The sequence below is a fragment of the Enterobacter sp. PL_is514 genome, assembly GCF_055816715.1.
The window spans coordinates 23,968-50,572 of the sequence record NZ_JBVPGN010000034.1 but is presented as its reverse complement, the minus strand read 5'-3'; the positions used below and the strand labels follow the sequence as shown (position 1 = coordinate 50,572).

Below are 26,605 nucleotides of genomic sequence, written 5' to 3'. Positions count from 1 at the left end.
TATTGTGTGTGAAATAACTCTTTGACGGGAAAAATAAAAATTAATTAGCAGCTTTTTTAATTGCTGCCACAGCAGCTTTAAGAACACCTAAACCATCAATCTTGCCGTACAGCCCCGAGTCGATCACTTCGACAGGTTTATTCGGTAACAGTCGTTGAATTTCGGGCAACATATAGGCAATTTGCGGCCCCAGTAAAACGACATCGGCTGTCTGGCCTTTTTCGCCCGCCAGCGTCTCTGGAAACGCTTCAATCACCACAGGGACTTCATACTTTTCAGCCTGCGCACGCATCTTTGACACCAGAAGCGAGGTTGACATGCCCGCTGAGCAGAACAGGTAGATATGTTTCTTTTCCATCGTGTTTTCCCTCTTGTATGACTACCTGCCATCGCGCTATCACTCGACTCGCTGTCCCGGCAGACAGGTAGCTTGCGTACTGTTGTTTATCGTTGGAGTGAGTATACGCAATGGTACAGACAGGGGATAATTCTGGATAGACTCAAATTGTCTCTCATTGACCTGGCTTGTTGACTCCCTTCACATTTCGGGCAAATAATTCGCGCAAAGAAATAAGATTTACGTATGCATAAAAAAACCGGCCCCTGGGCCGGTTTGTTAACATCCTCAGGCAAGGAGGGTTACTGCGCCTTAGGTGCCTGCGGATCGGTGTCGTATTCAGCACAGGTCTGATAGCCGGAGTTGATCACATGACCGGTATCATCCAGCGCGACAAAGTAGGTTTCTGCCTTACCATCACGTTGACCCAGGATATAGGTCTGGCAGGTCCCTTTCGCATGAATCATGGTCACTTCAGAAGAAGGTTTACCGGCAATCGCGGCCACCTGCGAACGGGTCATCCCTTTTTTAACGTCTTTTACTACGGGCTGCGTAAACTGATCCTTGGTGCGATCGTAAGCTGTACACCCTGCCAGCATAGTCAGTACCGCCGCTGCGCTAAGAATTCCTGCTACGTTCTTGTTCATATTCCGTCCTCTTGTTTATCAGCGTGTTATATAAGCATGGGATAAAAAGTACTATTGTTCAACTTTGTGAGTTACGCCAGACGAATTTCGGAAAATTCTAATAAAACAACGATAACCTGCTAAATCGGCGCAAATTAGCGCACTCGAAACTGTGATCCTTGTCGTTTCTCGCCCAAAGGGTTAGTTTTAACAGCTAACACAATCTGTTTATGTACTGCATATGGAGGGCGTGATGGCTCTGCAACAAGAGATTATTCAGGCACTGGGCGCGAAGCCCACGGTAGATGCACATGAAGAGATCCGCCGCAGCGTGGATTTTTTAAAATCGTACTTAAAAAAGAACGCTTTCCTGAAATCCCTGGTGCTGGGCATCAGTGGCGGCCAGGACTCTACCCTGACCGGTAAACTCTGCCAGATGGCGATTTCAGAGCTTCGCGAAGAGACGGGCGATGAGACGCTGCAGTTTATCGCGGTGCGTCTTCCTTATGGCGTGCAGGCGGACGAGCAGGATTGCCAGGATGCCATTACCTTCATTCAGCCTGACCGCGTGCTGACCGTGAATATTAAGGGCTCGGTGCTGGCAAGCGAGCAGGCGCTTCGCGAAGCGGGCATTGAGCTGAGCGATTTTGTTCGCGGCAATGAAAAAGCCCGCGAGCGCATGAAAGCGCAGTACAGCATCGCCGGGATGACCAAAGGCGTCGTCGTCGGCACCGACCATGCGGCAGAAGCGATCAACGGTTTCTTCACCAAATACGGCGACGGCGGCACCGACATTAACCCGATCTTCCGTTTGAACAAGCGTCAGGGTAAGCAGCTGCTGGCCGCGCTGGGCTGTCCTGAGCATCTGTATAAGAAAGCGCCGACAGCGGACCTTGAGGACGATCGCCCTTCCCTGCCGGATGAAGCGGCCCTTGGCGTCACCTATGACAACATTGATGATTATCTGGAAGGCAAAAAGCTGGATGAAGGTACCGCGAAAATCATCGAAGGCTGGTACCTGAAAACCGAGCACAAGCGCCACACGCCAATTACGGTGTTTGACGATTTCTGGAAATAAACGTTTCTCCGCAAATTTATGCAAGCAGAGGACAATCCCCTCTCCCCTATGGGGAGAGGGTTAGGGTGAGGGGCAGCCGCCACCCGGCTCTTTTTTAACCACCACACTCCTGCTACACTGTATACCTGAACAGTATATGGAGCAGTATGTGAGCAGGCGTCAATCCGCCCCGCGTCTTGAGTTTGAAGCGGCGGCTATCTACGAATATCCCGAGCACCTTCGCCCCTGGCTTGAAGCATTGCCTAAACAGCCGGGCGTGTACATCTTTCACGGCGAAAGCGACACCCTGCCGCTCTACATCGGCAAGAGCGTTAACATCCGCAGTCGGGTGTTATCCCATCTTCGCACCCCGGACGAGGCCGCCATGCTGCGCCAGTCGCGACGCATTACCTGGTTCCAGACGGCCGGAGAAATGGGCGCGCTGTTGCTGGAGGCGCGGTTGATAAAAGAACAGCAGCCGCTGTTCAACAAGCGTCTGCGCCGCAACCGTCAGCTCTGCTCCCTGCAGATCAGCGAGGGCAAGCCGCAAGTCGTCTACGCGCGCGACGTCGATTTTTCTCATGCCCCGAATCTCTATGGGCTGTTCGCCAATAAACGTGCCGCACTTCAGGCGCTGCAGACGCTGGCGGACGAGCTCCAGCTTTGCTACAGCCTTTTGGGCCTGGAGGCAACCACCCGCGGACGCGCCTGTTTTCGATCCGCGCTGAAGCGCTGCGCCGGTGCCTGCTGCGGGAAAGAGAGCGTTGAGGCGCATCACGCCCGGCTCCTCAGCGGTCTGGCGGCCATCAGCGTGAACTGCTGGCCGTGGGAAAGCGCCGTTGCGCTAAAAGAGGTGGGCGAGACAATGACCCAGTATCACATCGTCAACAACTGGCTCTGGCTGGGCGCCGTCGACGACATCAACGACGCGGCAACCCTGCTGCGCACGCCCGCCGGATTTGACCACGATGGCTACAAAATTCTCTGTAAACCGGTCCTGGCCGGTAAGTTTGAGATCATTGAACTCAATGGCCTGGCAGCCATGTGATTTCGCTGAACAATAAGGTACCCTGAGCCTCCAGCAGACGCAGCGTATGGGTACCCTCCTCCCAGCTGGCGCCCTGATCGGCCGTCAGCAACTTATCACCCAGCTGCCACGCCCCGCTTAACACAAACACCACGCCCCCGCGTGAGCCAAAGGTAGTAAAGGTACGGTCAGCGACGCGCACCTTCGCCTGGCAGCAGTCGCGCCGGGTCATGATGTTAAAGTCCATCGCCATCCGCCCATCACTCAGCAGCGCTTTCACCGGCAAATCGCCGGCAAAACTGTAGGGCTGATGGTGCTTCAGGGTATGGAAGAACGCCTGACCAGCATCCAGCGTCACCTCTCCCCCTTCCAGCAAGGTGATCACCCGATCGACGCCGGGAAACGAGGAGAATTCGCCGTTGCTGGCAATAGTCGCGATACTGGCACGCCAGTGAAAATCCCGCGTCGCGGGAGGGAAGCAGCAAATCTCACGCGTCTCGCCAGCGCCATTGCGCCACAGGCTGACCGGCATCTTACGGATATCAAAGAACTCCATCACCACTCCTGAATGGCACAACCCGTGCCAGGGCAAGGATATCGCTATCGTTGCTGTCTTGTTTGTTATCGTTGGGTATTCACAGAAACAGTATCGGCAGCAGAGCGGGCAGGCCTTAGCGCGACGTTAATAAAAATGCTAACGCCATGACTCTACAAACATTCTCTGAAGCGACTACAGGAGGATACCGCGCTGGCGGCGGCAGGCAAGAGGGCAGGAAAGAAAAACCGCCGGTCCTGTCCACAGCGATTGCGCTTTTGTGGACAGGATCCCGGCGGTCTTAAGAGTGTGAACCGATTATTCGGTTGGTGCTGGCATTTTACCTTCCATCGCCGGACGTTCTGTCAGACGCTTCTCAAAATTCGCATTAAATTGTTTTTTCTGTTCCGGGGTCAGAATGTTGTAGATCTTGTTCTGGGTTTCCATGTGAGCCAGCATGCGGGCTTTGTGCTGCTCGGCCATTTTGTCGATCTGCGCTTCGGCTTTCGCCTTGTCGAAGCTGTCGCTGGCGATGATGTCATGCATCGCACGACGCTCTTCCAGCGGAGGACGTTTCATCTGGTCGCGTTCGCCTTTACGGATATCGCGGATCTGCTGTTTCTGCGCATCCGTCAGGTTGAGATCCTTAAACATCATCATCTCGTTGTGCATACCCGGACCTTTATGATGCATCATCATTTTGCCTTCAGCAGGCGCGGCAGTGGTGGTGGTCGCAGTATCTGCGGCGAACGCCATGCTGGTAGCGCCCAGAGCCAGGGTAGAAGCAACAAACAGTGCAGTAAACTTACGCATAATTTATTTCCTTTCTTTCAGTTATTCTTCGGCGCTATGCCGTGCTGACGAGATTAACTTTACGGGGTTTATCGTCAATTAGTCAGAGCAACGGTAAAACAATGAAAGTGTAAAAAACAAATTTTCGCCAAATGTGGAGGAAATAAGGATAAAGCGTGGAGAGTTGCAACAAAAAATATTCAATACGATGATTTTAAAGCGATTTAGCAGAATTATAACGGAGTGAGGGCGAATAATAAAGCAATTCACCAGGAATATTCTGCAAAACAAGCGCAAGCGCTTTAATCGTTAAGAAAAGTTTTTTACTTCCCCCTCCCGAATGATGAGAGGGGAAAGGTTCAGGATATTTTTTCCAGCATCAGCCCGGCCCGCAGGCCAAACGCGACGGTGGGGTTAGGGAATAAAACATACTCGGTGGTTTTCTGCACCTCGTAACGCTCCTCACCATCCTCGGCCAGCAGCGCCCCTTTGCGAAACGGGGTGAAGTTCAGAGTATGTGCGGCCATGTGGAGCAGGAAGGCATCGCTGCGGCGCGTGATCTGCTGTACGACACGGTACCGCTCAACGGGCTGATGCGCGTGCTCGGGAGCCTTTCCTCCCAGCAGCGCCCGAAGGGCGAGATGCGTAGGCGCAAAGCGGGTGAGATCGTTCTGGCCAAACGGCAGCGCTTTCCCCAGCTCCAGCGTACAGGACAACGCACCAAAGTTCTCACAGGTGAAGTGCGTAAAGGTTCCGCCCGGCGACTGGTGAAAGACCAGCGCCTCAAGCCCGGCGTCTCCCAGCCAGCTCAGGAAATCTTCCTCCCACGGCTGATTGCGCTGCGGCAGCACGCCGAAGCGAACATGGTAGGACGCGCGGATGGCCGTATGCAGATCCAGATGCCAGCGCGCCGGTCCCGCAGCGGCAAAAAACGTGGTCACCACGCTCTCCAGCCACGCTGCCCGCGCCGTTTCGTCACTCTGCGGAAACTGCGCCCAGCGCCCGCCGAACATGCGGTTAATGTCGCTGACCAGGTACCGTTTGTTTTGCGCCAGCGCAGGCGGATTGCCGAGCACCACCAGCACGCGGCACGTCAGGGCGATCTCACCGCGATACAGCGCGCGCAGCAGCAGATCGACAATCTCAACGGGTGCCGTTTCATTCCCGTGAATGCCCGTTGAAAGCAGCAGCGAGAGATCGCTTTTTGCGGTCGGCGTCAGCTCAAGCACCCCGCGCCCCAGCCACCGCCAGCGAAATGAGGGGCCGTCCCCCTCTTTCTGTTCCGGCGTCTCATTGGCCAGGGTCAGCGCCAGTAAATTTTCCATATCCACTCCTTTAGCGCTGGAACGGGTAAACCGATCCCAGCTGCAGGATTGTCGATAATGCGTCCAGCGCCTCGCGTCCTTCACGCAGAAGCTGCGGGTCAACCAGATCCGCCTGCGTTAGCCGATCGCGATAGTAGCGATCGACCCAGTCATTCAGACGGGTAAAGAGCGTATCGTTCATCATGACCGCCGGGTTAACCGCCTGCATTTCGTCCTGGGTCAAGACCACGCGCAGACGTAAACAGGCTGGGCCACCGCCGTTAGCCATGCTTTCGCGCAGATCAAACACGCGCAGTTCGTCAATCGGGTTATCGGCCTTCACCAGCTCGGTCAGGTAGCGCCACACGCCCTGATGATCCCGGGACTCCTGCGGCAGGACCAGCATCATGCTGCCGTCATCGCGGCTGAGCAGCTGGCTATTGAACAGATACGTTTCGACCGCATCCTGCACACTCACCGCCTCCGTTGGCACCTGAATTGGCGTGAAGCCGCGCACGCGCTCATGCAGCGTGGCGAGCAGCTTCTCCTGATGGGCAAACGCCTGCTCGTGGCAGAACAGCACCTGGCGGTTGGAAACGGCAATCACGTCGTTGTGGAACACGCCCTGATCGATCACATGCGGGTTTTGCTGGGCAAAAATCACCTGGGAAGGATTGACCTGGTTCAGGCGGGCAACCGCCTGGCTGGCTGCCAGCGTCTGACGCGCAGGATAACGGGTTGGCGCGGCGTGGCCCCCCTCTTCTCGCCCGTAGATAAACAGCTGCAGGCCCGGGTCGCCATAATCGCCCCCCAGGCGGTTATGGTTAGCCGCGCCTTCGTCGCCAAACATCGCCACCTGCGGCAGAGCCTGATGCACCTCAAAATGGGCGTCATGGTTGAAAATGGCGCGCAGCACGCGCTCGGTGGTTTCCGCTTCGGTGGCGCGGTGGAATTTATTGTTCAGGTTCGCCACCGTCAGATGAACTTTGCCATCCAGCGTATCGGCTGACGGCGCGACGGTCGCGGCGTTGGCCACCCACATCGAAGAGGCCGAGCTTGCCGCCGAGAGGAGGTGCGGCGTCTGCGTACCCGCTTTTTCAACCACCTGCTCATCGGTGCCGCTAAAGCCGAGCTGACGCAGCACCGCCACGTTCGGACGCTCCTGCGGCGGGATCACCGCCTGCGGGAAACCGGCATCAGCCAGCGCCTTCATTTTTAGCAGCCCCTGCTTCGCCGCCAGCTTCGGGTTCGAGACCTGAAAGCGATGCTTCGTCGAGGCTTCATTACCAAAAGAGAGACCGGCATAGTGGTGCGTCAGCCCCACCAGCCCGTCAAAGTTAACTTCACGCGCTTTCATGACGATCCCCTCCGGTAAAATCCAGCCCCGGATTAAGCGTCTCCGGCAGCGTCAACGCCGGGGTTTCCAGGCTCGCCATCGGCCACGCGCAGTAATCGGCGGCATACCACGCGCTGGCGCGATGGTTGCCCGACGCGCCCACGCCGCCGAACGGCGCGGTGCTCGCGGCCCCGGTCAGCGGTTTATTCCAGTTCACAATACCGGCGCGCGCTTCCAGCAGCAGTTGTTCAAACTTCTCGCGATGCGGTGAAATCAGCCCGCTCGACAGGCCGTAGCGGGTGTTATTCGCCATCGCAATCGCCGCATCGAAATCGTCATAGCGCCAGACGCACAGCAGCGGGCCAAAGACCTCTTCATCCGGCACGTTGCTCGCGCCGCTCATCTCAACGATGCCCGGCGTCAGCAGCGAGGTGCCCGGCTGAACCTGCTTTGGCTCGAGCAGGGTTTTCGCGCCGCGCGCGACGTGGTCATGCCAGGCCTTCAGTACGTTCAGCGCGGCCTGTTCGGAAATCAGCCCGCCGATAAACGGCTGCGGATCGGCATCCCACGCGGCAGGTACCAGCCGCGCGCTCACTTCTACCAGACGCTTCAGGAAGGCATCGCCCTGCGCACCGCGCTTGACCAGCAGGCGGCGGGCGCAGGTGCAGCGCTGTCCGGCGGTAATAAAGGCGGACTGAATCGTCAGGTGCACCGCGGCGTCGATATCATCAGGATCTTCCACAATCAGCGGGTTGTTGCCGCCCATCTCCAGCGCCAGAATTTTTTCCGGCTGCCCCGCCAGCTGGCGGTGCAGCTGATAGCCCGTCCCGGCGCTGCCGGTAAACAGCAGGCCGTCGATATCGCTCAGCGCGCTCAGCGCCTGGCCGGTTTCACGTCCGCCCTGCACCAGGTTCAGCACGCCCGGCGGCAGGCCGGCCTGTTCCCACAGCTTAACCACCGCCTCGCCGGTTAATGGCGTGAGCTCGCTCGGTTTGAAAATAACGGTATTGCCCGCCAGCAGCGCGGGCACAATGTGGCCATTCGGCAGATGCCCCGGGAAGTTGTACGGACCAAACACCGCCAGCACGCCGTGCGGACGGTGGCGCAGCGTGGCCGCGCCGTCCGGCATGTCGGTGCGCTGTTCGCCGGTACGGGTATGGTACGCCTTGACCGAAATGGCGATTTTATTGATCATCGCCGTCACTTCGGTTGTCGCTTCCCAGCGCGGTTTACTGGTTTCAGACGCGATGATGCGCGTCAGTTCAGCCTTGTTTGCCTCCAGCAGCCCGGCAAACTTTTCAACAATTGCCTGGCGCACGGCGAAAGGCTGTTTTGCCCACGCCGGAAACGCACGGCGAGCGGCATGGCAGGCCTGATCTACCTGCGCGGCGCTGGCGTCATGCCCCTTCCAGAGCACCTCTTTTCCAACCGGATTGGTCTTTACGCGCTGTTCGCCTTCACCCGTGACCCAGTCACCGTTAATCCATAATGTCATGCTGTTTTCTCCTCAGGGCAGAGACGCACCAGGCGAACCGTATCGCCGGCGTTACATTTCAGGGCATCGAGCTCAGCAGCCGTCAGCACCAGACGTTCACATTTCGGGTTGGTTCGCACCAGCATGGCGCGGAAGTTGGCGTAATTTTCGTTCGCCACCAGGCATGCGGGCCAGTCGCCCGGCGCGGGCTGGCCTTCAGAGACCTCAACCAGCCGGCTCTTACGGATCGCGCGCACGCGGTCGATATCGCACTCAAGCGTAGGCCCGCCGTCAAAGATGTCGACATAGTTGCGGTAGCGGAAGCCTTCTTTCTCCAGCACCGCGCGGGCGGGCGCGGTTTGCGGATGCACTTCGCCGATCACCGCCTGCGCTTCCGGACTGAGGAAATGGGTATAGATAGGATGCTTCGGCATCAGTTCGGCAATAAAGGCTTTCTGGCCGGTGCCGCAAAGATAGTCCGCCCGGCTGAACTCCATCGAAAAGAAGCGCTCGCCCAGGCTCTCCCAGAACGGCGAGTAGCCGGTGTCGTCGATCACGCCGCGCATCTCTGCGACCACTTTTTCGTTAAAGCGATCGCGGAAGGCGGCCATAAACATAAAGCGCGATTTGGAGAGCAGATAGCCGTTGCCCTCTTTGCGCCACGCCGGATCGAGGAACAGCGTGCACAGCTCGCTGGCCCCCGTGTGGTCATTGCAGAGAAACAGCGTGGGCAGCGCGTTATAGACGTTCAGCTCTTTCGAGGCGTGAACCATGGTGCCGACGCGGTAGTTGTACCACGGGTCGTTAAGCCCGACGGCCACTTCAATGGCGCAGATCCCGGCCACGGTTCCCGTGTCGGTGTCTTCCAGCACGAACACATACCCCTGCTCGCTTTTTGGCAACGTCCCCTGCCAGGTATGCAGGGCGCGCTCGATGCGCGCCGACAGCGTTTTTTCATCGGCCGGAAGCGAGGTCAGCCCGCCTCCCGTCTTACCGGCAAGCTGCATGAGCCCGGCGAGATCGCCACGCTCAACGGGACGGATGACCATCATGATGACACCCCGGATTTCACTTTTTCACACGCCAGCGCAAAACGGTCCAGACCGGTTTGCACCTCTTCCTCGCTGACGATCAGCGCAGGCGCAAAACGCACCACGTTGGCACCGGCAATCAGCACCATTACGCCCACTTTTGCCGCTTCCTGTGAAATAAGTTTAGCTTTCCCGGCAAACTCAGCGGTGAGCTCGCAGCCGATTAACAGCCCCAGACCGCGAATTTCTTTAAACAGCCCCGTTTTGCTGTTGATGGCATTCAGACGCTCGACAAACCAGTCGTGACGCTGCTTAACGCCTTTCAGCACCTCAGGAGTGTTAATGATATCGAGAACCTGTCCGGCAACGGCGGTAGCCAGCGGGTTGCCGCCGTAGGTGGTGCCGTGGGTGCCCACGGTCATTACGCTGGCGAATTTATCTGTGGTCAGCATCGCCCCAATCGGGAAGCCGCCGCCCAGCGCTTTGGCGGTCGAAAGCACGTCCGGCGTCACGCCGTAGTGCATATAGGCATACAGCTCGCCGGTGCGGCCCACGCCGGTCTGCACTTCGTCGAAAATCAGGACCGCATCGTGACGATCGCACAGCTCGCGCAGCCCCTGCAGGAAGGCTTTTTGCGCCGGAAGCACGCCGCCTTCGCCCTGCATCGGCTCGACGATCACCGCGCAGGTGGTGTCGTTAATCAGCTCGCTGGCGGACTGCAGATCGTTATAAATACCGTGACGAATATCCGGCGGCAGCGGCGCGAAATCCTGCGAATAGGAAGGCTGACCGCCCGCGCTGACGGTAAAGAGCGTGCGTCCGTGGAAGGCATTTTTAAACGCCACGATACCGCTCTTGTGGGTTCCAAATTTATCGTGCGCATATTTGCGCGCCAGCTTCAGCGCCGCCTCGTTGGCTTCCGCCCCCGAGTTACAGAAAAAGACCTTCTCCGCAAACGTCGCGTCGATCAGTTTTTTGGCCAGGCGCAGCGCAGGCTCGTTGGTGAAGCCGTTGCCGGTATGCCAGAACTTCGCCGCCTGGTCGTTCAGCGCCTGACGCAGCGCCGGGTGCGCATGACCCAGCGCGTTGACCGCAATCCCACCTGCAAAGTCGATGTACTCTTTACCCTGCTGATCCCACAGGCGCGAGCCTTCCCCACGAACCGGAATAAAAGCCGCCGGAGCGTAAACCGGCATCATCCATTCATCGAAATTTTCACGCGTAATTGACAGAGACATAGCGACCTCATCCGGTAAATAAAAGGTTATTTGAATGTTAAATAATTGAGTGTTTGCACTGTGAATGTAGATTGCAGCCTTCGTGCCAGCCAGCGATAAAAATGCATAAACGGGTTGAGGTAACAGAATATCAACAAGTTACAACATGGAGTTATTCACTGTTAGTGCATAAAAAGTGAATATTTTTACGACAAGCGGCGCTTTGCCGCATGAAAATCAGAAAGAGTATGCACAGGCCAAATATAATTCTGGAATTGTGATCGCTCGCGAAATTTATTGGTCATTTACGCCCTGTTTGGGGGCGAAGCGCGTCAGAATGGTGCAAATATTGCACCACCGGCATTATCTGTCGCAGTTATTGGTCGAACCCGGTAACAGTTGACGCAAATTCTGCTACCATCCATGCACTATTCACCTTGCACTGGCAGCGACTATGAAATTTGTCTCTTTTAATATCAACGGCCTGCGTGCCCGTCCTCATCAGCTTGAAGCTATCGTTGAGCAACATCAGCCAGATGTGATCGGCCTGCAGGAGACAAAGGTTCACGACGACATGTTCCCCCTCGAAGAGGTGGCGAAACTCGGCTACAACGTCTTCTATCACGGTCAGAAAGGACACTATGGGGTCGCGCTGCTCACCAAAGCGCCGCCGGTTTCCGTGCGTCGCGGCTTCCCTAGCGACGGTGAAGAAGCGCAGCGTCGCATCATCATGGCGGAAGTGCCTTCTGCGCTCGGGAATATCACGGTCATTAACGGGTATTTCCCGCAGGGTGAAAGCCGTGACCATGAAACCAAATTCCCGGCCAAAGCGAAGTTTTATCAGGATCTGCAGGACTTCCTGACAACTGAACTCAAAAAAGAGAATCCGGTGCTGATCATGGGCGACATGAACATTAGCCCGACGGATCTCGATATCGGTATTGGCGAAGAGAACCGCAAACGCTGGCTGCGTACCGGCAAATGCTCCTTCCTGCCGGAAGAGCGTGAGTGGATGGAGCGCCTGCTGGGCTGGGGCCTGGTGGATACCTTCCGCAATGCCAACCCGGAAACGCAGGATCGCTTCTCCTGGTTTGACTACCGCTCAAAAGGCTTTGACGACAACCGTGGCCTGCGTATAGACCTGCTGCTGGCCAGTTCGCCGCTGGCCGAGCGCTGCATCGAAACCGGGATCGACTACGATATCCGCAGCATGGAAAAACCGTCCGACCACGCGCCGGTGTGGGCTAAATTCAAGCTGTAATGACGCGTGAACATTCGAAAAATCGCTTTCCTGTGCGCCCTTCTGGGCGCATTTATTCTGACGTTTGTCATGCTTCCCCCGGGAACCCTCTCCCTGGAAGGGATTAAAACTCACCAGCAGGCATTACTTTCCCATGTCGACCACGCGCCGCTGCGCAGCGCGCTGATCTTTTTTGCGCTCTATGTCGCGGTCTCCGCCCTGTCGATACCCGGCGCGGCGATCCTCACCCTGCTGGGCGGGGCGTTATTTCCCCTGTGGGAAGGCACCGCGCTGGTCTCGTTCGCCTCCACGCTCGGGGCCACGCTGGCCATGCTCGCCAGTCGTTATCTGCTGCGCGACGGGGTCCAGCGGCGGTTTGCTCAGCAGATGAAAACGGTGAACGCCGGTATGTCGCATGACGGCGCGGGCTATCTTTTTGCCCTGCGCCTGATGCCGCTGTTCCCGTTTTTTCTGGTGAATTTGCTGATGGGGCTGACCCGGATTGGCGTATTTCGCTACTGGTGGGTCAGCCAGGTCGCCATGCTGCCCGCGACGGTTGTCTTTCTGAACGCCGGGCGCGAGCTGGGAAAAGTGACCTCGCTGCGCGATATTTTGTCGCCGGGCATGATATTCGCCTTTACACTACTGGGGTTATTACCGCTGGTCACCCGCCGGCTGTTTTCCCGTTATCTCCCGTCTGCTAAAAAGTGAGGCATTATGCGCCGTGTGCGTTTTTGCGCGTTCCTGATCGGTCTGCTGCTGGCAGCCCCCCTCTCTGCCGCCGAAAGCTGGCACGCTATCCAACAACAGGCCAAAGGCCAGACCGTCTGGTTTAACGCCTGGGGCGGCGATCCGGCGGTCAACCGCTACCTTGAGTGGGTCAGCGGTGAGATGCAAACGCACTATGCCATTACCCTCAAAATCGTCCCGCTGGCGGATGCCGCCGACGCGGTAAAACGTATTCAGACCGAAGCCGCCGCGGGGCGTAAGGCCAACGGCTCGGTTGACCTGCTGTGGGTCAACGGCGAAAACTTCCGCATGTTAAAAGAAGCGAACCTGCTGCAAACCGGATGGGCGCAGACGCTGCCAAACTGGCGCTATGTCGATACCCGCAAGCCCGTTACGGAGGATTTTGCAATTCCTACAGACGGCGCGGAATCCCCGTGGGGCGGTGCGCAGCTGACCTTTATCGCCCGCAAAGCCAGCATGCCGACGCCGCCGGAGGATCCTCAGGCGCTGCTGGCTTACGCGCAGCAGCACCCGGGCAAGGTCAGCTATCCTCGCCCGCCCGATTTTACCGGCACGGCATTTCTTGAGCAGTTGCTTCTGACCCTCACCGATCGTCCTGAGGCGTTACAAAAAGCACCCGATGAAACGTTTGACCACGTTACCGCGCCGCTCTGGGCCTACCTCGATAAGCTGCACCCGCTGCTGTGGCGCGAAGGCAAAGACTTCCCCCCTTCGCCCGCGCGCATGGACACCCTGCTTGCCCGCGGCAGTCTGAACCTGTCGCTGACCTTTAACCCGGCCCATGTGCAGCAGAAAGTGGCGAGCAGCGAACTGCCCGCCGACAGCTACAGCTTTGGTTTCCAGGGCGGGATGCTCGGCAACGTCCATTTTGTGGCGATTCCGGCCAATGCCAGCGCGAGCGCGGGGGCGAAAGTGGTCGCTAATTTCCTACTGTCACCGCGGGCGCAAATCCGCAAGGCAGACCCGACCGTCTGGGGAGACCCAAGCGTACTGGATGCGAAAACGCTGCCCGAAGGTGAAGCGAAACAGCTGCTCGCCCACACGCCGCAGGGGCTGCCGAAGGTGCTTGCAGAGCCGCAGTCCGCCTGGGTGAACGCGCTGGAGCAGGAATGGCTGCGTCGTTACGGCACCCGCTGAGCGGGCTTGTCTGGCTGGCGATGGCGGTGATTTATCTGCCGGTCCTGCCCGCCGGCGCCATGCTGCTTGCCCCGGCGTTTTCGGTGACAAACTGGCAGCGGCTGCTAAACGATCCGCAGCTACCTCAGGCGACCGTCGCCACGCTGGTCTCAACGCTCATCGCCACGCTGGGGGCGTTGCTGATTGCCCTTTTCCTCGTCAGCCTTCTGTGGCCTGGTAAGCGCTGGCGACGTCTCACGACCCGCCTGCCGTGGCTGCTGGCGATCCCCCATGTGGCGTTCGCCACCGGCGCGTTACTGCTGTTTGCCGAGGGCGGTCTGTATTATCAGATCTGCACCGTCTGTTCTCCGCCGTTTGACCGCTACGGCGTCGGTCTGGGCCTGACGCTCGCGGTCAAAGAGAGCGCGTTTGTCCTGTGGGCCATTTACGCCGTCCTGCCGGAAAAACGGCTCGCACTGCAGAAGATCGTCCTGCAAACCTTTGGCTATGGGCGTTTTCAGACGCTCAGCTGGCTGATCCTTCCGGCGATTGCGCCCGTTCTCGGCGCGGTGATGCTGGCGGTGCTGGCGTGGTCGCTGTCGGTCGTGGACGTGGCGATCGTGCTCGGGCCCGGCAACCCGCCTACCCTGGCCGTGCTGGCCTGGCAGTGGCTGAGCCAGGGCGACGCGCAGCAGCAGGCAAAAGGGACGCTGCTGTGCCTGCTACTCCTCGTGCTGCTAGCCGCGCTTGCCGCACTTGGGTACGGTTTATGGAAGGCATGGCGCCGCAGGGTTCCTGACCTCAGCGGGACACGCCGCAGGTCTGAGCGCGTTCTGCCTGTACGTACACTCAGCGGCTTTCTGCCCGCGTGTGGCATCCTGTGCGCCGCGGTGCTGCTGATGCTGGCGCAGCGGGACGACGTAGGTCCCGTGGGGACCAGCCTTTCCTTCGGGCTGCTTTCGAGCCTGATCGCCCTGCTCATCAGCGTTCTCTGGCTGGAATGGGGCCCGCAGCGCGGGGCGGTGTGGGTGTGGTCACCGCTCGCCCTTCCGGCGCTGCCGCTCGTCACCGGCCAGTATGCAATTGCGTTGCACCTGGGACTCGACGGGCGCTACGCCGCCGTACTCTGGAGCCATCTGCTGTGGGTATTACCGTGGACGCTGCTGGTGCTGCAACCCGCCTGGCGGCGGATCGATCCCCGACTTGTTCTTACCGCCAGAACGCTCGGCTGGCGACGGGAAAAAATATTCTTGCTGCTGAAATGCCCCCTGCTGGTGCGCCCTGCGCTGCTGGCCTTTGCCACCGGCTTTTCCGTCAGCATGGCACAATACATGCCGACGTTGTGGCTGGGCGCGGGGCGTTTCGCCACGCTGACCACCGAAACCGTCGCGCTCAGCAGCGGAGGCAGCATCCCGATTCTCGCTAACCGGGCGCTGGGATTACTGCTGGTCACGGGCACGGTGTTTGGTCTTGCCGCCCTGTTATCCCGGCTCGTGGGCCGCTACCGTCAAGGATTACGATAATGCTGAAGGTAAAAGATCTCACCATCGAACCGCTTTTCCGCGAGGTCAGTTTTTGCGTGCCCCGCGGGGAGATCGTCACCCTGATGGGGCCGTCCGGCAGCGGAAAATCGACCCTATTTGCGTGGATGGTCGGCGCGCTGTCAGACGATTTCCAGGCACGGGGCGAACTGTGGCTCGACGCGCGTCGCTGCGACGGACTTCCCGTGGAGTCCCGCGGGCTGGGTATTCTCTTTCAGGACGCGCTGCTGTTCGACCCGTTCAGCGTCGGGCAAAATTTGCTGCTGGCGCTGCCTGAACGGATCGCCGGGCGCGCGCGTCGGGAAGCGGTCGAACAGGCGCTGGATTCCGCCGGGCTGAGCGGTCATTACGCCAGCGATCCGGCCACTCTTTCCGGCGGGGAGCGCGCCCGGGTCAGCCTGCTGCGGGCCCTGCTCGCGGAGCCGCAGGCGCTGCTGCTGGACGAACCGTTCAGCCGCCTCGATAAAGCGTTGCGGGCCTCATTTCGGGCATGGGTGTTTGATGCCGTCCGCGCGCGCAATATTCCGGTGGTGCTGGTCACGCACGATGAAGACGATATTCCGCCCGGCGGCGAGCTGATTGAGATTTCTCGCTGGCAATAATGTGCTAACGCAATGTTTTCCGATTCGGGAGAGACGACAATGCCCCCCTCTTTTACTGACGTCAGGTTATTCGATGAAACGTGTTTCTCAACTGACCGCGCTGGCCCTGCTCTGCGGCCTCGCTTCTTTTTCCTCGCTGGCGGCTGATATGCCCAACGCCATCACGCTGTCTCAGCTTCAGGCGCAGCACGGCACGCCTGTCGACACCCGCGCCAGCACCTTCTATAACGGCTGGCCGCAGACGCTCAGCGGCCCCTCCGGGCATGAACCCACCGCACTCAACCTTGCTGCCGCCTGGCTTAGCGCCATGAGCGACGAGCAGATTGCGCTGTGGGCCAAACAGCATCAGCTTACCCCTGCGACGGCCATCGCGCTGTACGGCGACGAAAACGATAACCAGGCGGTGAAAGCCCGCCTGGAGAAAGCCGGTTACCGCCACGTTTCGCTGCTCAGCGATGCACTGCAGACCCCAGACCGCCTTCAGCGTCTGCCCCACTTTGAACAGCTGGTTTACCCGCAGTGGATCCACCGGCTCCAGCAGGGTAAACCCGTGACCGCCGCGCCGTCGGGTGACTGGAAAGTGATCGAAGCCGCCTGGGGCGCGCCGAAGTTTTACCTGCTGAACCACATTCCCGGCGCGGGCTATATCGACACCAACGAGGTGGAAAGCGAACCGCTGTGGAATAAAGTCTCCGACGACAAGCTGAAAGCGATGCTGGCGAAGCACGGGATCCGTCACGACACCACCGTCATCTTGTATGGCCGCGACGTATACGCCGCCGCGCGCGTGGCGCAGATTATGCTTTATGCGGGCGTGAAGGATGTGCGTATTCTCGACGGCGGCTGGAAGGCGTGGTCAGATGCAGGCCTGCCGGTTGAGCGCGGCACGCCCGGTAAAGTAATGCCAGCCCCCGATTTTGGCGCGCCGATCCCCGGTCAGCCGCAGCTGATGGTGGATATGGAACAGGCGCGCGGCATGCTGCACCGTCAGGATGCCTCCCTGGTCAGCATTCGCTCGTGGCCGGAGTTCATCGGCGAAACCAGCGGCTACAGCTACATCAAGCCAAAAGGTGAAATTGCCGGTGCCCGCTGGGGTCACGCGGGCAGCGATGCTACCCATATGGAGGATTTCCATAACCCGGATGGCACCATGCGCAGCGCTGACGACATCGCCGCCCAGTGGAAGCGCTGGAATATTCTGCCGGAACAGCACGTCGCGTTTTACTGCGGCACCGGCTGGCGGGCGTCCGAAACCTTTATGTACGCCCGGGCGATGGGCTGGAAGAATATCGCCGTCTATGACGGCGGCTGGTACGAATGGAGCAGTCACCCGCAGAACCCGGTGACGACCGGTGAGCGCGGGCCTGAAAGCGCGCTCTAAGGGTTAAGTGACTTCAGCGTCACGTAGCCGCTCCAGATGCGCGTTGTGGTGGTCAGCCAGCACAGCGCGCCAAATACCCACGCGAAGAGCATAAAGTGCGCCGGAAAGAGGCAGCACAGCACAAACAGCGCGAGGGTCTCCGTCCCTTCCGTTAACCCTCCGATGTAATAAAACGACTTGTGCGCATAGCCGGGGTTATCGATCTCGTGCTTCGCGGCCAGCGCCGCAAACGCCAGAAAACTGCTGCCGGTCCCGATAAACGCAAACAACAGCCAGGCCGCGGCCAGCGCATTCTCAACGGGTGCTGCCAGCGCAAAGCCAAACGGCACCAGGGCGTAGAACAGAAAATCGAGCGCAATATCGAGAAATCCCCCCGCATCGGTCAGCCCTCTGCGGCGCGCCAGCGCCCCATCCAGACCGTCCAGCAGGCGGTTCAGCACGATGACGACCAGCGCCGCCGGATACCAGCCAAGGGCCAGAAACGGCAGCGCCAGCACGCCGATGGCAAACCCGGTCAGGGTTAATCCGTCGGGCGTTATTCCCGGTCGGTCCAGCACGGAGACCAGACGATTCAGCGCCGGTTTTATCCGCGGATGAAGGTGGCGATCAAGCATGAGGCGTCTCGTTAAAGGTGGCGCACAGCCCCTGCGCCGGAATATCCAGCGCAGCGTTAAAGCGGGCAGAGAGATTCTGAAAGGCAATGAGCGCCGTCATCTCGGTGATAGCGTCATCCGTAAAGTGGCGCTTCAGCGCCGCTCTGATGGCCTCATCCGCCCGGGGCGGCGTGGCGGTCACCGCCTCGGCGTAGGCCAGCGCCGCGCGCTCCTGCTCCGTGAACAAGGCGGAACCCTGCCAGTCGCTCACGGCCTGCACCTTATCCAGCGCCCCGCAGCGCTCGGCCAGCCGCAGGCTGTTGGCATCAATACAAAAAGCGCAGTGGCAGAGCTGGGACACCCGCGTCATGAGCAGCGAACGAAGCACGGGCGTCAGGCGCGCGCGACGACGCTCCAGAAAACCGACGAACAGCGCTACCAGCCAGAACAGACGCGGCATGCGCCCCCACCAGCGCGTGGGATTCAGCACGGCGCCAAAATGCTTTTTCTGCATCACGGCAATGGGTTTAAGGCTGGCGGGAAGGGATTCGATAGGGGCAACCCAGGCGGTAGTCTCTTTCACCTGATTCTCCTGATAGCTGGACTCTGAGAAAGGGCACGATAATATGTCTTTTTTCGCTATCAATTATTGACGACCATGCTGAAAACACTCGATGTCGTTGCCGCCATCATCGAAAAAGACGACAAAATTTTACTTGCGCAGCGCCCTGCCCACGCCGACCAGCCGGGCATGTGGGAATTTGCAGGCGGTAAAGTCGAGGCCGGAGAAACCCAGCCCGAGGCGCTTATCCGCGAGCTGCGTGAAGAGTTGGGTATTGAAGCGCTGCCTGCGCAATATGTAGCAAGCCACCAGCGCGAAGTCTCGCAGCGGTTAATCAACCTGCACGCCTGGCACGTTCCTGCGTTTAGCGGCGAGCTCACGGCGCACTACCACAGCGCGCTGGCGTGGTGTACGCCGGAAGAGGCGTTTGGCTACGCCCTGGCCCCCGCGGATATTCCGCTGCTGGAAGCGTTTATTGTTTTACGCGACGCCAGACCAGCGGGTTCGTGCCGATAACGCGCTCGTCGCGCTGGCACTGCAACAGCACGCCGTCCGCTTTCACCACGGCCCCTTCCGAGTAGTTCTGATTCTGATAGATACAGCACTGATTGCAGGGCTGCACCGTTTGATTCTGACCGCTGGAGCTAAACACTTCCGGCGGCACATTCACTTCCACATCCGGACGAATGCGGTCAGCCTGCGCGCCAGCAGTGAAGATCAGACATAACGCGGTGAGTAGATAACGGTTCATAGACACATCTTCCTGTTGTTCCTTGATAATGACTATAACGGTAAACCAGAGCGGAACCTTTAATTTATCTCTTCATCGCTTTTGGTTATGACGCCTGCGCTCTCATTAATTTCCCTTTCGCCCTACATTTCTGCTTGCCACACAAAGCGGTACGGGTGATATAGTCAAAAAAACAACACAAATCGCATAAGTAATACACATAAAATACAATAAGAGGTTCTTATATCTATGGATCAGACACGCTCTCTGGAAAGTTTCCTTGCCCATGTTCAGCAGCGCGACCCGCACCAGAGCGAGTTCGCGCAGGCCGTGCGTGAAGTGATGACCACCCTGTGGCCCTTCCTTGAACAAAACCCGCGCTATCGCCAGATGTCTCTGCTTGAACGCCTTGTCGAGCCAGAGCGCGTGATCCAGTTCCGCGTGACGTGGGTGGACGATCGCAATCAGGTGCAGGTCAACCGCGCGTGGCGCGTGCAGTTTAACTCGGCCATTGGCCCGTTTAAGGGTGGCATGCGCTTCCACCCGTCCGTAAACCTGTCAATTCTGAAGTTCCTCGGCTTCGAGCAGACCTTTAAAAACGCCCTCACCACGCTCCCGATGGGCGGCGGGAAAGGCGGAAGCGATTTCGATCCGAAAGGCAAAAGCGAAGGCGAAGTGATGCGCTTCTGCCAGGCGCTGATGACCGAGCTCTACCGTCACCTCGGCCCGGATACCGACGTACCTGCCGGTGATATCGGCGTCGGCGGACGTGAAGTAGGCTTTATGGCCGGGATGATGAAAAAGCTCTCCAACAACAGCGCCTGCGTCTTTACCGGTAAAGGGCTGTCGTTTGGCGGGAGCCTGATCCGCCCGGAAGCGACCGGGTACGGCCTGGTTTACTTCACCGAAGCCATGCTCAAGCGCCACGGTTTAGGCTTTGAAGGCATGCGCGTCGCGGTGTCCGGCTCCGGTAACGTGGCGCAGTACGCGATTGAGAAAGCAATGCAGTTTGGCGCTCGCGTGGTAACCGCCTCTGACTCCAGCGGCACGGTGGTGGATGAAGCGGGCTTCACGGCAGAGAAGCTCGCGCGCCTGTGTGAAATCAAAGCCAGCCGCGATGGACGCGTGGCGGATTACGCCCGGGAGTTTGGCCTGACATACCTGGAAGGAAAACAGCCGTGGGGCGTGCCGGTGGATATCGCCCTGCCGTGCGCCACGCAGAACGAGCTGGACGTTGAAGCCGCGCGCACGTTGATTAGCAACGGCGTAAAAGCGGTGGCCGAAGGGGCGAACATGCCGACCACCATCGACGCCACGAACCTGTTCCTTGAGGCAGGCGTGCTGTTTGCACCGGGCAAGGCCGCTAACGCCGGTGGCGTGGCAACCTCCGGCCTCGAGATGGCACAAAACGCCGCGCGTCTCGGCTGGAAGGCAGAAAAAGTGGATGCGCGCCTGCACCATATCATGCTGGATATTCACCACGCCTGCGTGGAGTACGGCGGCGAGGCATCGCAAACCAACTACGTACGCGGGGCGAATATCGCCGGATTCGTGAAGGTGGCAGATGCCATGATCGGGCAGGGTGTGATTTAAGGTTTATATCGTGCGGCCGGGTGCCCTCACCCCGGCCCTCTCCCACAGGGAGAGGGAGAAAACCGGGCGTATCAGGCCGCGCTTTTCTTCTTTTTAAACGGTTTCTTAGCCCCCGCGCCTGGTGCAACCATCCCTCTGAAGCGCTTCACCGGCGTGCTGCGCGCCTGATCGATCAGCTGGTAAAGCGTCCCCACCAGCGGCTGCATAAAGTCCTGATAGCGGCACTGCTTCTCGCTGATCTGCGTCAGCACCGATTCCCAGTGCGCGGTCATGTCCGGCCTGGCGGCCAGCTCCGGCAGGGAATGAATCAGCGCGCGGCCCGGCTCGGTCGAATGGATATAGCGCCCCTTTTTCTCAAGAAAACCGCGCTTAAAGAGCAGCTCGATGATCCCCGCGCGGGTTGCTTCCGTACCCAGACCGTCGGTGGCGCGCAGGATCTTCTTCAGATCTTTATCCTGCACAAAGCGGGCGATCCCGGTCATCGCCGACAGCAGCGTCGCATCGGTGAAATGGCGCGGCGGCTGGGTCTGACGCTCAACCACTTCGCCCTTCTCGCACAGCAGTTCGTCATCTTTAGCAACCACCGGCAGCGGCGTGCCGTCGTTCTCCTCGTCACGCTCTTTGTTCCCCAGCAGCGTGCGCCAGCCTGCTTCTGCAAGGAAACGGGCTTTAGCAATAAATTTCCCTTTCGCGATTTCCAGTTCGATTACGCATTTGCGGAACACCGCGTCCGGGCAGAACTGCATCAGGTACTGACGGGCGATCAGGTTATAGACCTTCGCTTCGTTGTCGGTCAGGTTGACGCTGCTGGCACGCGCCGTCGGGATAATCGCGTGGTGGGCGTCCACCTTTTTATCGTCCCAGCAGCGGTTATGGGTGTCCGGGTTCACCACCGGCTGCGGCAGGAGATCCGGCGCGTGCACGCTAATGGCGTTCATCACCGAATGGCGTCCGGCAAAGTGCTCTTCCGGCAGATAACGGCTATCCGAACGCGGATAGGTGATGAGCTTATGGGTTTCATAGAGCTTCTGGCAGATATCCAGCACGTTCTGCGCGCTGAGGCCAAAGCGCTTCGCGGCCTCAATCTGCAGGGCCGACAGCGAGAACGGCAGCGGCGCGGGTTCTGATTCCCGTTTATCGTTATAGCTGGTGACGATAGCGGGCTGCCCGGTAATGCGGTTAACCACATGATCGGCCAGCGGACGATGGAGCAGGCGCCCCTCTTCATCCTGATATGACTCGCAGGCATCGCTCGGCTGCCAGACGGCGGTAAAGCGTTCGTCTTTAGGCGTGACGATATGCGCTTTCACTTCAAAAAAATCTTTGGCGACGAAGTTCTCAATCTCTTCGTCACGACGCACGACCAGCCCCAGCACCGGCGTCTGCACGCGCCCCACTGAAAGTACGCCCTGATAGCCCGCGTTGCGCCCAAGAATGGTGTAGGCGCGGGTCATGTTGATGCCGTACAGCCAGTCGGCACGGGCGCGGGCCAAAGCCGAGACGCACAGCGGAATAAACTCGCTGTTGGCGCGCAGGCGCGAAATGGCTCGCTCCACCGCCTGCGGGTTGAGGTCGTTGATCAGGCAGCGCTGCACCTGCTGGCGCTTTTCCGGCGCCAGCTCCAGATAGTCCAGCACCTCATCGACCAGCAGCTGCCCTTCCCTGTCCGGGTCACCCGCGTGCACGATTTCAGCGGCTTCATGCAGGAAGCGCTTGATAACGTTCAGCTGTTTGGTGACCGAAGGCCGGGGCTGCAGGCGCCATTTTTCCGGCACGATGGGCAGATCGTTTAAATTCCAGCGGGCGTAGCGGCTGTCATAGACATCCGGCTGCGCCTGCTCAAGCAGGTGACCGATACACCAGGTGACCACCTGCCCGTTACCGCATTCGATAAAGCCGTCGCCTTTGCGATGCGGCTTAGGCAGCACGTCGGCGATGGCACGGGCCAGGCTCGGCTTTTCGGCAATAAACAACCGCATCGAATTAACGGATCTCAATCATCGGTCGGCCACCGCGCGCGGTCACCAGCTCGCCGATCGCCGTCAGGGTGATGCCGAACTCGGCGGCGGTCGCCTGAACGTCAGCTTCTGACTCCGGCGTCACCGCCAGCAGCAGGCCGCCGGAGGTTTGCGGATCGCACAGCAGGTTGCGCCACTCCTCAGGCATTTCGCCCATCAGGTGACCGTAGCTGGCGAAGTTGCGCTGGGTACCGCCCGGGACCGCGCCCTGAGCAATATACTCTTCCACGCCCGGCAGCTTCGGCACGTCCTGATACCAGATCTGCGCCTGCACGCCCGCGCCCTGACAGACCTCAGAGAGGTGTCCCAGCAGACCAAAACCGGTGACGTCGGTCATCGCCTTCACGCCGTCGATATTGGCGAATGCCGCACCGGCGAGGTTCATCTGGCACATCACTTCCGTTGCCAGACCTTTGTGCTCCGGTTTCAGCAGGGACTTTTTCTCGGCGGTGGTCAACACGCCAATGCCCAGCGGCTTGGTGAGGAACAGCTTGCAGCCCGCCTGCGCGGTGCTGTTGCGCTTCACGCGTTCGGTCGGGACCACGCCGGTGACGGCCAGGCCGAAGATCGGTTCAGGTGCATCAATAGAGTGACCACCGGCCAGCGCAATCCCCGCCTGCTGGCAGGCAAAACGGCCGCCATCAATCACTTCACGTGCCACTTCCGGCGGGATGGTGTTGATCGGCCAGCCCAGAATGGCAATCGCCATGATCGGCTTCCCCCCCATGGCGAAGATATCGCTGATGGCGTTGGTGGCCGCAATGCGACCGAAGTCGAACGGGTTGTCGACAATCGGCATAAAGAAGTCGGTGGTGCTGATAATGCTGGTGCCGTTACCTAAGTCATAAACTGCAGCATCGTCACGCGTTTCGTTGCCGACAAGCAGGTTCGGGTCGACAAACTTCGCCTGTTCACTGTGCAGGATGGTCTCCAGCACTTTCGGGGAAATTTTACAACCGCAACCGGCTCCGTGGCTGTACTGCGTTAAACGAATGGTTTGCTCGCTCATGGACGTCTCCTGTCATCTCAATCGCGCTATGGTAGCGCTCATTCCATAAAGAGGTAAGTATGACTGTCTGAATTCTGCGGCAGATGCTCAGAATCCAGACAGTTTAGCGTGCGTTATCAGAAACGGCTGACGAAAGGCGTGGTGTCCGGCACGCTGATGGTGCTGGAGGCTTTAAGCTGCGGGGTGCCGAGGTAGAGGAAGCCGACAATTTTGTCATGCTCACCGCAGCCAAAACCGTCACGGACCGCCGGGCTTTCGGTCAGCGGGCCGGTGCGCCAGATACCGTTGAAGCCTTGTGCTACGGCGGCCATTTGCATCGCCATCACCGCACAGCCTGCGGACATTTCCTGCTCCCAGACCGGCACCTTATGGTCGGCCTGGCATTTTGCCACGACGGTGACGATCATCGGCGCGCGGAACGGAGCATTGCGCGCCTTGTCGATCCCTTTCTCATCCTGCCCGGCTGCCACCGCCCCCTGCTCCAGCAGCTGACTGAAGCGATCGCGGCCTTCGCCTTCAATTACAAAGAAGTGCCATGGCTGCAGTGTGCCATGATCGGGGGCACGCATGCCGGCACGCAGAATGTTCTCCAGCTGCTCGCCTGCCGGGGCAGGTTCGGCCAGACGGGAAGCGCTACGGCGGTTAACAAGCAGTTCGAGTGCGTCCATTGGTTAACTCCTTTCTTGAAATTTACTCACAAAATTAACACGGCGGCAGATTTTGTTACAGCCTGGCAGGCGATTCCTGCTGACAAGTGGCGGTTGGGTCATTACGATAACCCAACATTACCGTCCAGTGGCGACGGAAACAGTCATTTTCTGGTTAGGGAGAATACATGCGAACCCTTTGGCGAATCATTGCCGGTTTCTTTAAATGGACGTGGAGACTGCTCAACTTCGTCCGCAACCTGGTGATGAACATCTTCTTCATCTTCCTGGTTCTGGTTTGCGCGGGCATCTGGATGCATATCAGTAACGCGAATCAGGCGCAGCATTCAACGCGCGGCGCGCTATTACTCGATATCACCGGCGTTATCGTTGATAAGCCGTCCACCAGCAGTCGCCTGAGCGTGATTGGTCGCCAGCTGTTTGGCGCAACCTCAGATCGTCTGCAGGAAAACTCCCTGTTTGATATTGTCGATACCATCCGCCAGGCCAAAAACGACCGTAACATCACCGGGATCGTGCTGGATCTGAAAGATTTTGCCGGAGGCGATCAGCCTTCAATGCAGTACATCGGTAAAGCGCTGCGCGAATTCCGCGACAGCGGCAAGCCGGTGATTGCCGTGGGCGACAGCTACAGCCAGGGGCAATATTATCTGGCGAGCTTCGCCAATAAGATCTGGCTCTCCCCGCAGGGTACGGTGGATCTGCACGGCTTTGCCACCAACGGCCTGTACTACAAATCGCTGCTCGACAAGCTGAAGGTCACCACCCACGTCTTCCGCGTCGGTACCTATAAATCCGCCGTTGAGCCGTTTATCCGCGACGATATGTCCCCTGCCGCCCGCGAAGCGGACAGCCGCTGGATTGGCGAGCTGTGGCAGAACTATCTGGGCACCGTTGCCGCGAACCGTCAGATTACGCCTGAGCAGGCGTTCCCTGGCGCGCAGGGCGTGCTGGAAGGCCTGCGTAAGGTTGACGGCGATACCGCGAAATATGCGCTGGATAACAAACTGGTTGATGCCCTGGGCACCAGCGCCGAGATTGAAAAATCCCTGAGCAAGCAGTTTGGCTGGAGCAAAGAGGATAAAAACTACAGCGCCATCAGCATGTATGATTACTCGACGAAAAAGCCGGATGACAGCGGTGACAGCGTCGCGGTGGTCTTTGCCAACGGTGCGATCATGGACGGTCAGGAGACCCCGGGGAACGTGGGCGGCGATACTACCGCGTCACAAATCCGCGATGCGCGCCTCGATCCAAAAGTGAAGGCGATTGTCCTGCGGGTCAACAGCCCTGGCGGTAGCGTCAGCGCCTCCGAGGTGATCCGCGCTGAACTGGCCGCGGCGCGCGCCGCCGGCAAGCCGGTCGTCGTCTCAATGGGCGGAATGGCCGCCTCCGGAGGTTACTGGATCTCCACGCCAGCCAACTACATCGTGGCTAACCCAAGCACGCTGACCGGTTCGATTGGCATCTTCGGGGTGATCAACACCGTAGAGAACAGCCTGGATTCCCTGGGCGTGCATACCGATGGCGTAGCGACCTCTCCGCTGGCGGATGTGTCGGTGACCAAATCTCTGCCGCCGGAAGTCTCTGAGATGATGCAGCTCAGCATTGAGAACGGCTATAAACGCTTTATCACCCTGGTCGCAGACTCGCGTAAAAAGACGCCTGAGCAGATCGACCAGATTGCGCAGGGCCACGTCTGGACCGGTCAGGATGCGAAGAGCAACGGACTGGTGGACAGCCTGGGTGACTTCGATGACGCGGTGAAGAAAGCCGCCGAACTGGCGAAGCTGAAGCAGTGGCATATCGAGTATTACCAGGACGAACCGTCGTTCTTCGATATGGTCATGGACAGCATGTCCGGCTCGGTACGCGCCATGCTGCCGGAGGCGCTGCAGGCTTACCTGCCTGCGCCAGTCGCCACGGCGGCAAAAGCGATGAAGGCAGAAAGCGATAAGCTTGCGGCCTTTAACGATCCACAGAGTCGTTACGCGTTTTGCCTGACCTGCGCTAACGTCCGTTAAAAACCGTCCCCTCTTCCCGCGAAGAGGGGATTTTTTTCTTTT

Annotated in this window: 26 protein-coding genes; 11 read left to right on the top strand and 15 right to left on the bottom strand. The window is 59.0% G+C overall.

The features are described 5' to 3' along the window. Positions 1-40 precede the first annotated feature (40 nt). On the bottom strand, positions 41-358 hold the full coding sequence (gene chbB, locus AC0TNG_RS15820) for a PTS N,N'-diacetylchitobiose transporter subunit IIB (RefSeq protein WP_008500676.1): 318 nt from the start codon (positions 356-358) through the stop codon (positions 41-43). A gap of 281 nt (positions 359-639) precedes the next feature. Beyond that, the gene (osmE, locus tag AC0TNG_RS15815) at positions 640-984 is read right to left on the bottom strand and encodes an osmotically-inducible lipoprotein OsmE (protein ID WP_010430142.1); all 345 of its coding nucleotides are present in this window, start codon (positions 982-984) and stop codon (positions 640-642) included. A gap of 232 nt (positions 985-1,216) precedes the next feature. Between osmE and nadE the strand changes: the two genes are divergently transcribed. Beyond that, complete coding sequence (gene nadE, locus AC0TNG_RS15810) at positions 1,217-2,041, top strand: ammonia-dependent NAD(+) synthetase (RefSeq protein WP_473712743.1); 825 nt, start codon at positions 1,217-1,219, stop codon at positions 2,039-2,041. 148 nt (positions 2,042-2,189) lie between these two features. Beyond that, positions 2,190-3,068: an excinuclease Cho gene (gene cho / locus AC0TNG_RS15805; protein ID WP_032651203.1), complete on the top strand. Its 879-nt coding sequence runs from the start codon at positions 2,190-2,192 to the stop codon at positions 3,066-3,068. On the opposite strand, the gene ves is transcribed toward cho, so the two are convergent. The 7 genes from ves to astC form a co-directional block, all read right to left on the bottom strand. Continuing rightward, positions 3,046-3,603 (bottom strand): environmental stress-induced protein Ves, encoded by a 558-nt coding sequence (ves, locus tag AC0TNG_RS15800; protein WP_032650935.1) that lies wholly within the window; start codon positions 3,601-3,603, stop codon positions 3,046-3,048. The two genes, cho and ves, sit on opposite strands and share 23 nt — an antisense overlap. Before the next feature lie 297 nt (positions 3,604-3,900). Next, positions 3,901-4,395, bottom strand: coding sequence for an ATP-independent periplasmic protein-refolding chaperone Spy (gene spy / locus AC0TNG_RS15795; protein ID WP_023311279.1), 495 nt, complete (start codon positions 4,393-4,395; stop codon positions 3,901-3,903). Between the two features lie 338 nt (positions 4,396-4,733). Continuing rightward, entirely contained in the window at positions 4,734-5,699 is a 966-nt protein-coding gene (astE, locus tag AC0TNG_RS15790) for a succinylglutamate desuccinylase (RefSeq protein ID WP_463726850.1), read from the bottom strand. Between the two features lie 10 nt (positions 5,700-5,709). Continuing rightward, positions 5,710-7,035, bottom strand: a complete 1,326-nt coding sequence (gene astB, locus AC0TNG_RS15785) for an N-succinylarginine dihydrolase (protein WP_032650932.1) — start codon at positions 7,033-7,035, stop codon at positions 5,710-5,712. Then, the gene (astD, locus tag AC0TNG_RS15780) at positions 7,022-8,509 is read right to left on the bottom strand and encodes a succinylglutamate-semialdehyde dehydrogenase (protein ID WP_248272214.1); all 1,488 of its coding nucleotides are present in this window, start codon (positions 8,507-8,509) and stop codon (positions 7,022-7,024) included. Before astD ends, astB begins: the two co-directional genes overlap by 14 nt. Next, on the bottom strand, positions 8,506-9,540 hold the full coding sequence (astA, locus tag AC0TNG_RS15775; RefSeq protein WP_061715461.1) for an arginine N-succinyltransferase: 1,035 nt from the start codon (positions 9,538-9,540) through the stop codon (positions 8,506-8,508). Before astA ends, astD begins: the two co-directional genes overlap by 4 nt. Beyond that, the gene (gene astC / locus AC0TNG_RS15770; RefSeq protein ID WP_048991592.1) at positions 9,537-10,757 is read right to left on the bottom strand and encodes a succinylornithine/acetylornithine transaminase; all 1,221 of its coding nucleotides are present in this window, start codon (positions 10,755-10,757) and stop codon (positions 9,537-9,539) included. The genes astA and astC overlap by 4 nt, the downstream gene beginning before the upstream one ends. A 433-nt stretch (positions 10,758-11,190) precedes the next feature. On the opposite strand from astC, the gene xthA reads away from it, so the two are divergent. From xthA to AC0TNG_RS15740, 6 genes are all read left to right on the top strand, one after another. Further along, positions 11,191-11,997: an exodeoxyribonuclease III gene (gene xthA, locus AC0TNG_RS15765; protein ID WP_473712741.1), complete on the top strand. Its 807-nt coding sequence runs from the start codon at positions 11,191-11,193 to the stop codon at positions 11,995-11,997. 6 nt (positions 11,998-12,003) lie between these two features. After that, complete coding sequence (locus tag AC0TNG_RS15760) at positions 12,004-12,687, top strand: TVP38/TMEM64 family protein (protein ID WP_090417315.1); 684 nt, start codon at positions 12,004-12,006, stop codon at positions 12,685-12,687. 15 nt (positions 12,688-12,702) lie between these two features. Further along, on the top strand, positions 12,703-13,863 hold the full coding sequence (locus tag AC0TNG_RS15755; protein WP_473712934.1) for an ABC transporter substrate-binding protein: 1,161 nt from the start codon (positions 12,703-12,705) through the stop codon (positions 13,861-13,863). After that, entirely contained in the window at positions 13,836-15,365 is a 1,530-nt protein-coding gene (locus AC0TNG_RS15750; RefSeq protein WP_473712740.1) for an ABC transporter permease family protein, read from the top strand. The genes AC0TNG_RS15755 and AC0TNG_RS15750 overlap by 28 nt, the downstream gene beginning before the upstream one ends. After that, positions 15,365-15,985, top strand: a complete 621-nt coding sequence (locus AC0TNG_RS15745) for an ATP-binding cassette domain-containing protein (RefSeq protein WP_024908559.1) — start codon at positions 15,365-15,367, stop codon at positions 15,983-15,985. The genes AC0TNG_RS15750 and AC0TNG_RS15745 overlap by 1 nt, the downstream gene beginning before the upstream one ends. Before the next feature lie 73 nt (positions 15,986-16,058). After that, a complete protein-coding gene (locus AC0TNG_RS15740) occupies positions 16,059-17,366 on the top strand; it encodes a sulfurtransferase (protein ID WP_473712739.1) in 1,308 nt (435 codons plus the stop codon). On the opposite strand, the gene AC0TNG_RS15735 is transcribed toward AC0TNG_RS15740, so the two are convergent. Beyond that, the gene (locus AC0TNG_RS15735; RefSeq protein WP_024908561.1) at positions 17,363-17,980 is read right to left on the bottom strand and encodes a CDP-alcohol phosphatidyltransferase family protein; all 618 of its coding nucleotides are present in this window, start codon (positions 17,978-17,980) and stop codon (positions 17,363-17,365) included. The two genes, AC0TNG_RS15740 and AC0TNG_RS15735, sit on opposite strands and share 4 nt — an antisense overlap. Beyond that, the gene (locus AC0TNG_RS15730) at positions 17,973-18,542 is read right to left on the bottom strand and encodes a carboxymuconolactone decarboxylase family protein (protein WP_024908562.1); all 570 of its coding nucleotides are present in this window, start codon (positions 18,540-18,542) and stop codon (positions 17,973-17,975) included. The genes AC0TNG_RS15735 and AC0TNG_RS15730 overlap by 8 nt, the downstream gene beginning before the upstream one ends. Before the next feature lie 75 nt (positions 18,543-18,617). Between AC0TNG_RS15730 and AC0TNG_RS15725 the strand changes: the two genes are divergently transcribed. After that, positions 18,618-19,037: a pyrimidine (deoxy)nucleoside triphosphate diphosphatase gene (locus AC0TNG_RS15725; RefSeq protein WP_024908563.1), complete on the top strand. Its 420-nt coding sequence runs from the start codon at positions 18,618-18,620 to the stop codon at positions 19,035-19,037. On the opposite strand, the gene AC0TNG_RS15720 is transcribed toward AC0TNG_RS15725, so the two are convergent. Next, on the bottom strand, positions 18,994-19,272 hold the full coding sequence (locus AC0TNG_RS15720; protein ID WP_024908564.1) for a YnjH family protein: 279 nt from the start codon (positions 19,270-19,272) through the stop codon (positions 18,994-18,996). The two genes, AC0TNG_RS15725 and AC0TNG_RS15720, sit on opposite strands and share 44 nt — an antisense overlap. Positions 19,273-19,500: 228 nt before the next feature. On the opposite strand from AC0TNG_RS15720, the gene gdhA reads away from it, so the two are divergent. Next, positions 19,501-20,844 (top strand): NADP-specific glutamate dehydrogenase, encoded by a 1,344-nt coding sequence (gene gdhA, locus AC0TNG_RS15715; RefSeq protein WP_024908565.1) that lies wholly within the window; start codon positions 19,501-19,503, stop codon positions 20,842-20,844. 71 nt (positions 20,845-20,915) lie between these two features. Here gdhA and AC0TNG_RS15710 read toward each other — a convergent pair whose 3' ends face one another. The 3 genes from AC0TNG_RS15710 to AC0TNG_RS15700 form a co-directional block, all read right to left on the bottom strand. Beyond that, positions 20,916-22,823, bottom strand: coding sequence for a DNA topoisomerase III (locus AC0TNG_RS15710; protein WP_024908566.1), 1,908 nt, complete (start codon positions 22,821-22,823; stop codon positions 20,916-20,918). Between the two features lie 4 nt (positions 22,824-22,827). Next, entirely contained in the window at positions 22,828-23,871 is a 1,044-nt protein-coding gene (gene selD, locus AC0TNG_RS15705; protein ID WP_024908567.1) for a selenide, water dikinase SelD, read from the bottom strand. Positions 23,872-23,987: 116 nt separating this feature from the next. Continuing rightward, positions 23,988-24,539, bottom strand: coding sequence for an NAD(P)H nitroreductase (locus AC0TNG_RS15700; protein WP_024908568.1), 552 nt, complete (start codon positions 24,537-24,539; stop codon positions 23,988-23,990). A gap of 167 nt (positions 24,540-24,706) precedes the next feature. Between AC0TNG_RS15700 and sppA the strand changes: the two genes are divergently transcribed. After that, positions 24,707-26,563, top strand: a complete 1,857-nt coding sequence (sppA, locus tag AC0TNG_RS15695) for a signal peptide peptidase SppA (protein ID WP_024908569.1) — start codon at positions 24,707-24,709, stop codon at positions 26,561-26,563. The last annotated feature ends 42 nt before the right edge of the window (positions 26,564-26,605 follow it).

What these genes read in the sequence shown, in the direction of transcription:
- chbB (WP_008500676.1), bottom strand. Translation starts at nt 358, where the DNA reads ATGGAAAAGAAACATATCTACCTGTTCTGCTCAGCGGGCATGTCAACC.
- osmE (WP_010430142.1), bottom strand. Translation starts at nt 984, where the DNA reads ATGAACAAGAACGTAGCAGGAATTCTTAGCGCAGCGGCGGTACTGACT.
- nadE (WP_473712743.1), top strand. Translation starts at nt 1,217, where the DNA reads ATGGCTCTGCAACAAGAGATTATTCAGGCACTGGGCGCGAAGCCCACG.
- ves (WP_032650935.1), bottom strand. Translation starts at nt 3,603, where the DNA reads ATGGAGTTCTTTGATATCCGTAAGATGCCGGTCAGCCTGTGGCGCAAT.
- spy (WP_023311279.1), bottom strand. Translation starts at nt 4,395, where the DNA reads ATGCGTAAGTTTACTGCACTGTTTGTTGCTTCTACCCTGGCTCTGGGC.
- astE (WP_463726850.1), bottom strand. Translation starts at nt 5,699, where the DNA reads ATGGAAAATTTACTGGCGCTGACCCTGGCCAATGAGACGCCGGAACAG.
- astB (WP_032650932.1), bottom strand. Translation starts at nt 7,035, where the DNA reads ATGAAAGCGCGTGAAGTTAACTTTGACGGGCTGGTGGGGCTGACGCAC.
- astD (WP_248272214.1), bottom strand. Translation starts at nt 8,509, where the DNA reads ATGACATTATGGATTAACGGTGACTGGGTCACGGGTGAAGGCGAACAG.
- astA (WP_061715461.1), bottom strand. Translation starts at nt 9,540, where the DNA reads ATGATGGTCATCCGTCCCGTTGAGCGTGGCGATCTCGCCGGGCTCATG.
- astC (WP_048991592.1), bottom strand. Translation starts at nt 10,757, where the DNA reads ATGTCTCTGTCAATTACGCGTGAAAATTTCGATGAATGGATGATGCCG.
- xthA (WP_473712741.1), top strand. Translation starts at nt 11,191, where the DNA reads ATGAAATTTGTCTCTTTTAATATCAACGGCCTGCGTGCCCGTCCTCAT.
- AC0TNG_RS15750 (WP_473712740.1), top strand. Translation starts at nt 13,836, where the DNA reads ATGGCTGCGTCGTTACGGCACCCGCTGAGCGGGCTTGTCTGGCTGGCG.
- AC0TNG_RS15745 (WP_024908559.1), top strand. Translation starts at nt 15,365, where the DNA reads ATGCTGAAGGTAAAAGATCTCACCATCGAACCGCTTTTCCGCGAGGTC.
- AC0TNG_RS15740 (WP_473712739.1), top strand. Translation starts at nt 16,059, where the DNA reads ATGAAACGTGTTTCTCAACTGACCGCGCTGGCCCTGCTCTGCGGCCTC.
- AC0TNG_RS15735 (WP_024908561.1), bottom strand. Translation starts at nt 17,980, where the DNA reads ATGCTTGATCGCCACCTTCATCCGCGGATAAAACCGGCGCTGAATCGT.
- AC0TNG_RS15725 (WP_024908563.1), top strand. Translation starts at nt 18,618, where the DNA reads ATGCTGAAAACACTCGATGTCGTTGCCGCCATCATCGAAAAAGACGAC.
- AC0TNG_RS15720 (WP_024908564.1), bottom strand. Translation starts at nt 19,272, where the DNA reads ATGAACCGTTATCTACTCACCGCGTTATGTCTGATCTTCACTGCTGGC.
- gdhA (WP_024908565.1), top strand. Translation starts at nt 19,501, where the DNA reads ATGGATCAGACACGCTCTCTGGAAAGTTTCCTTGCCCATGTTCAGCAG.
- AC0TNG_RS15710 (WP_024908566.1), bottom strand. Translation starts at nt 22,823, where the DNA reads ATGCGGTTGTTTATTGCCGAAAAGCCGAGCCTGGCCCGTGCCATCGCC.
- selD (WP_024908567.1), bottom strand. Translation starts at nt 23,871, where the DNA reads ATGAGCGAGCAAACCATTCGTTTAACGCAGTACAGCCACGGAGCCGGT.
- AC0TNG_RS15700 (WP_024908568.1), bottom strand. Translation starts at nt 24,539, where the DNA reads ATGGACGCACTCGAACTGCTTGTTAACCGCCGTAGCGCTTCCCGTCTG.
- sppA (WP_024908569.1), top strand. Translation starts at nt 24,707, where the DNA reads ATGCGAACCCTTTGGCGAATCATTGCCGGTTTCTTTAAATGGACGTGG.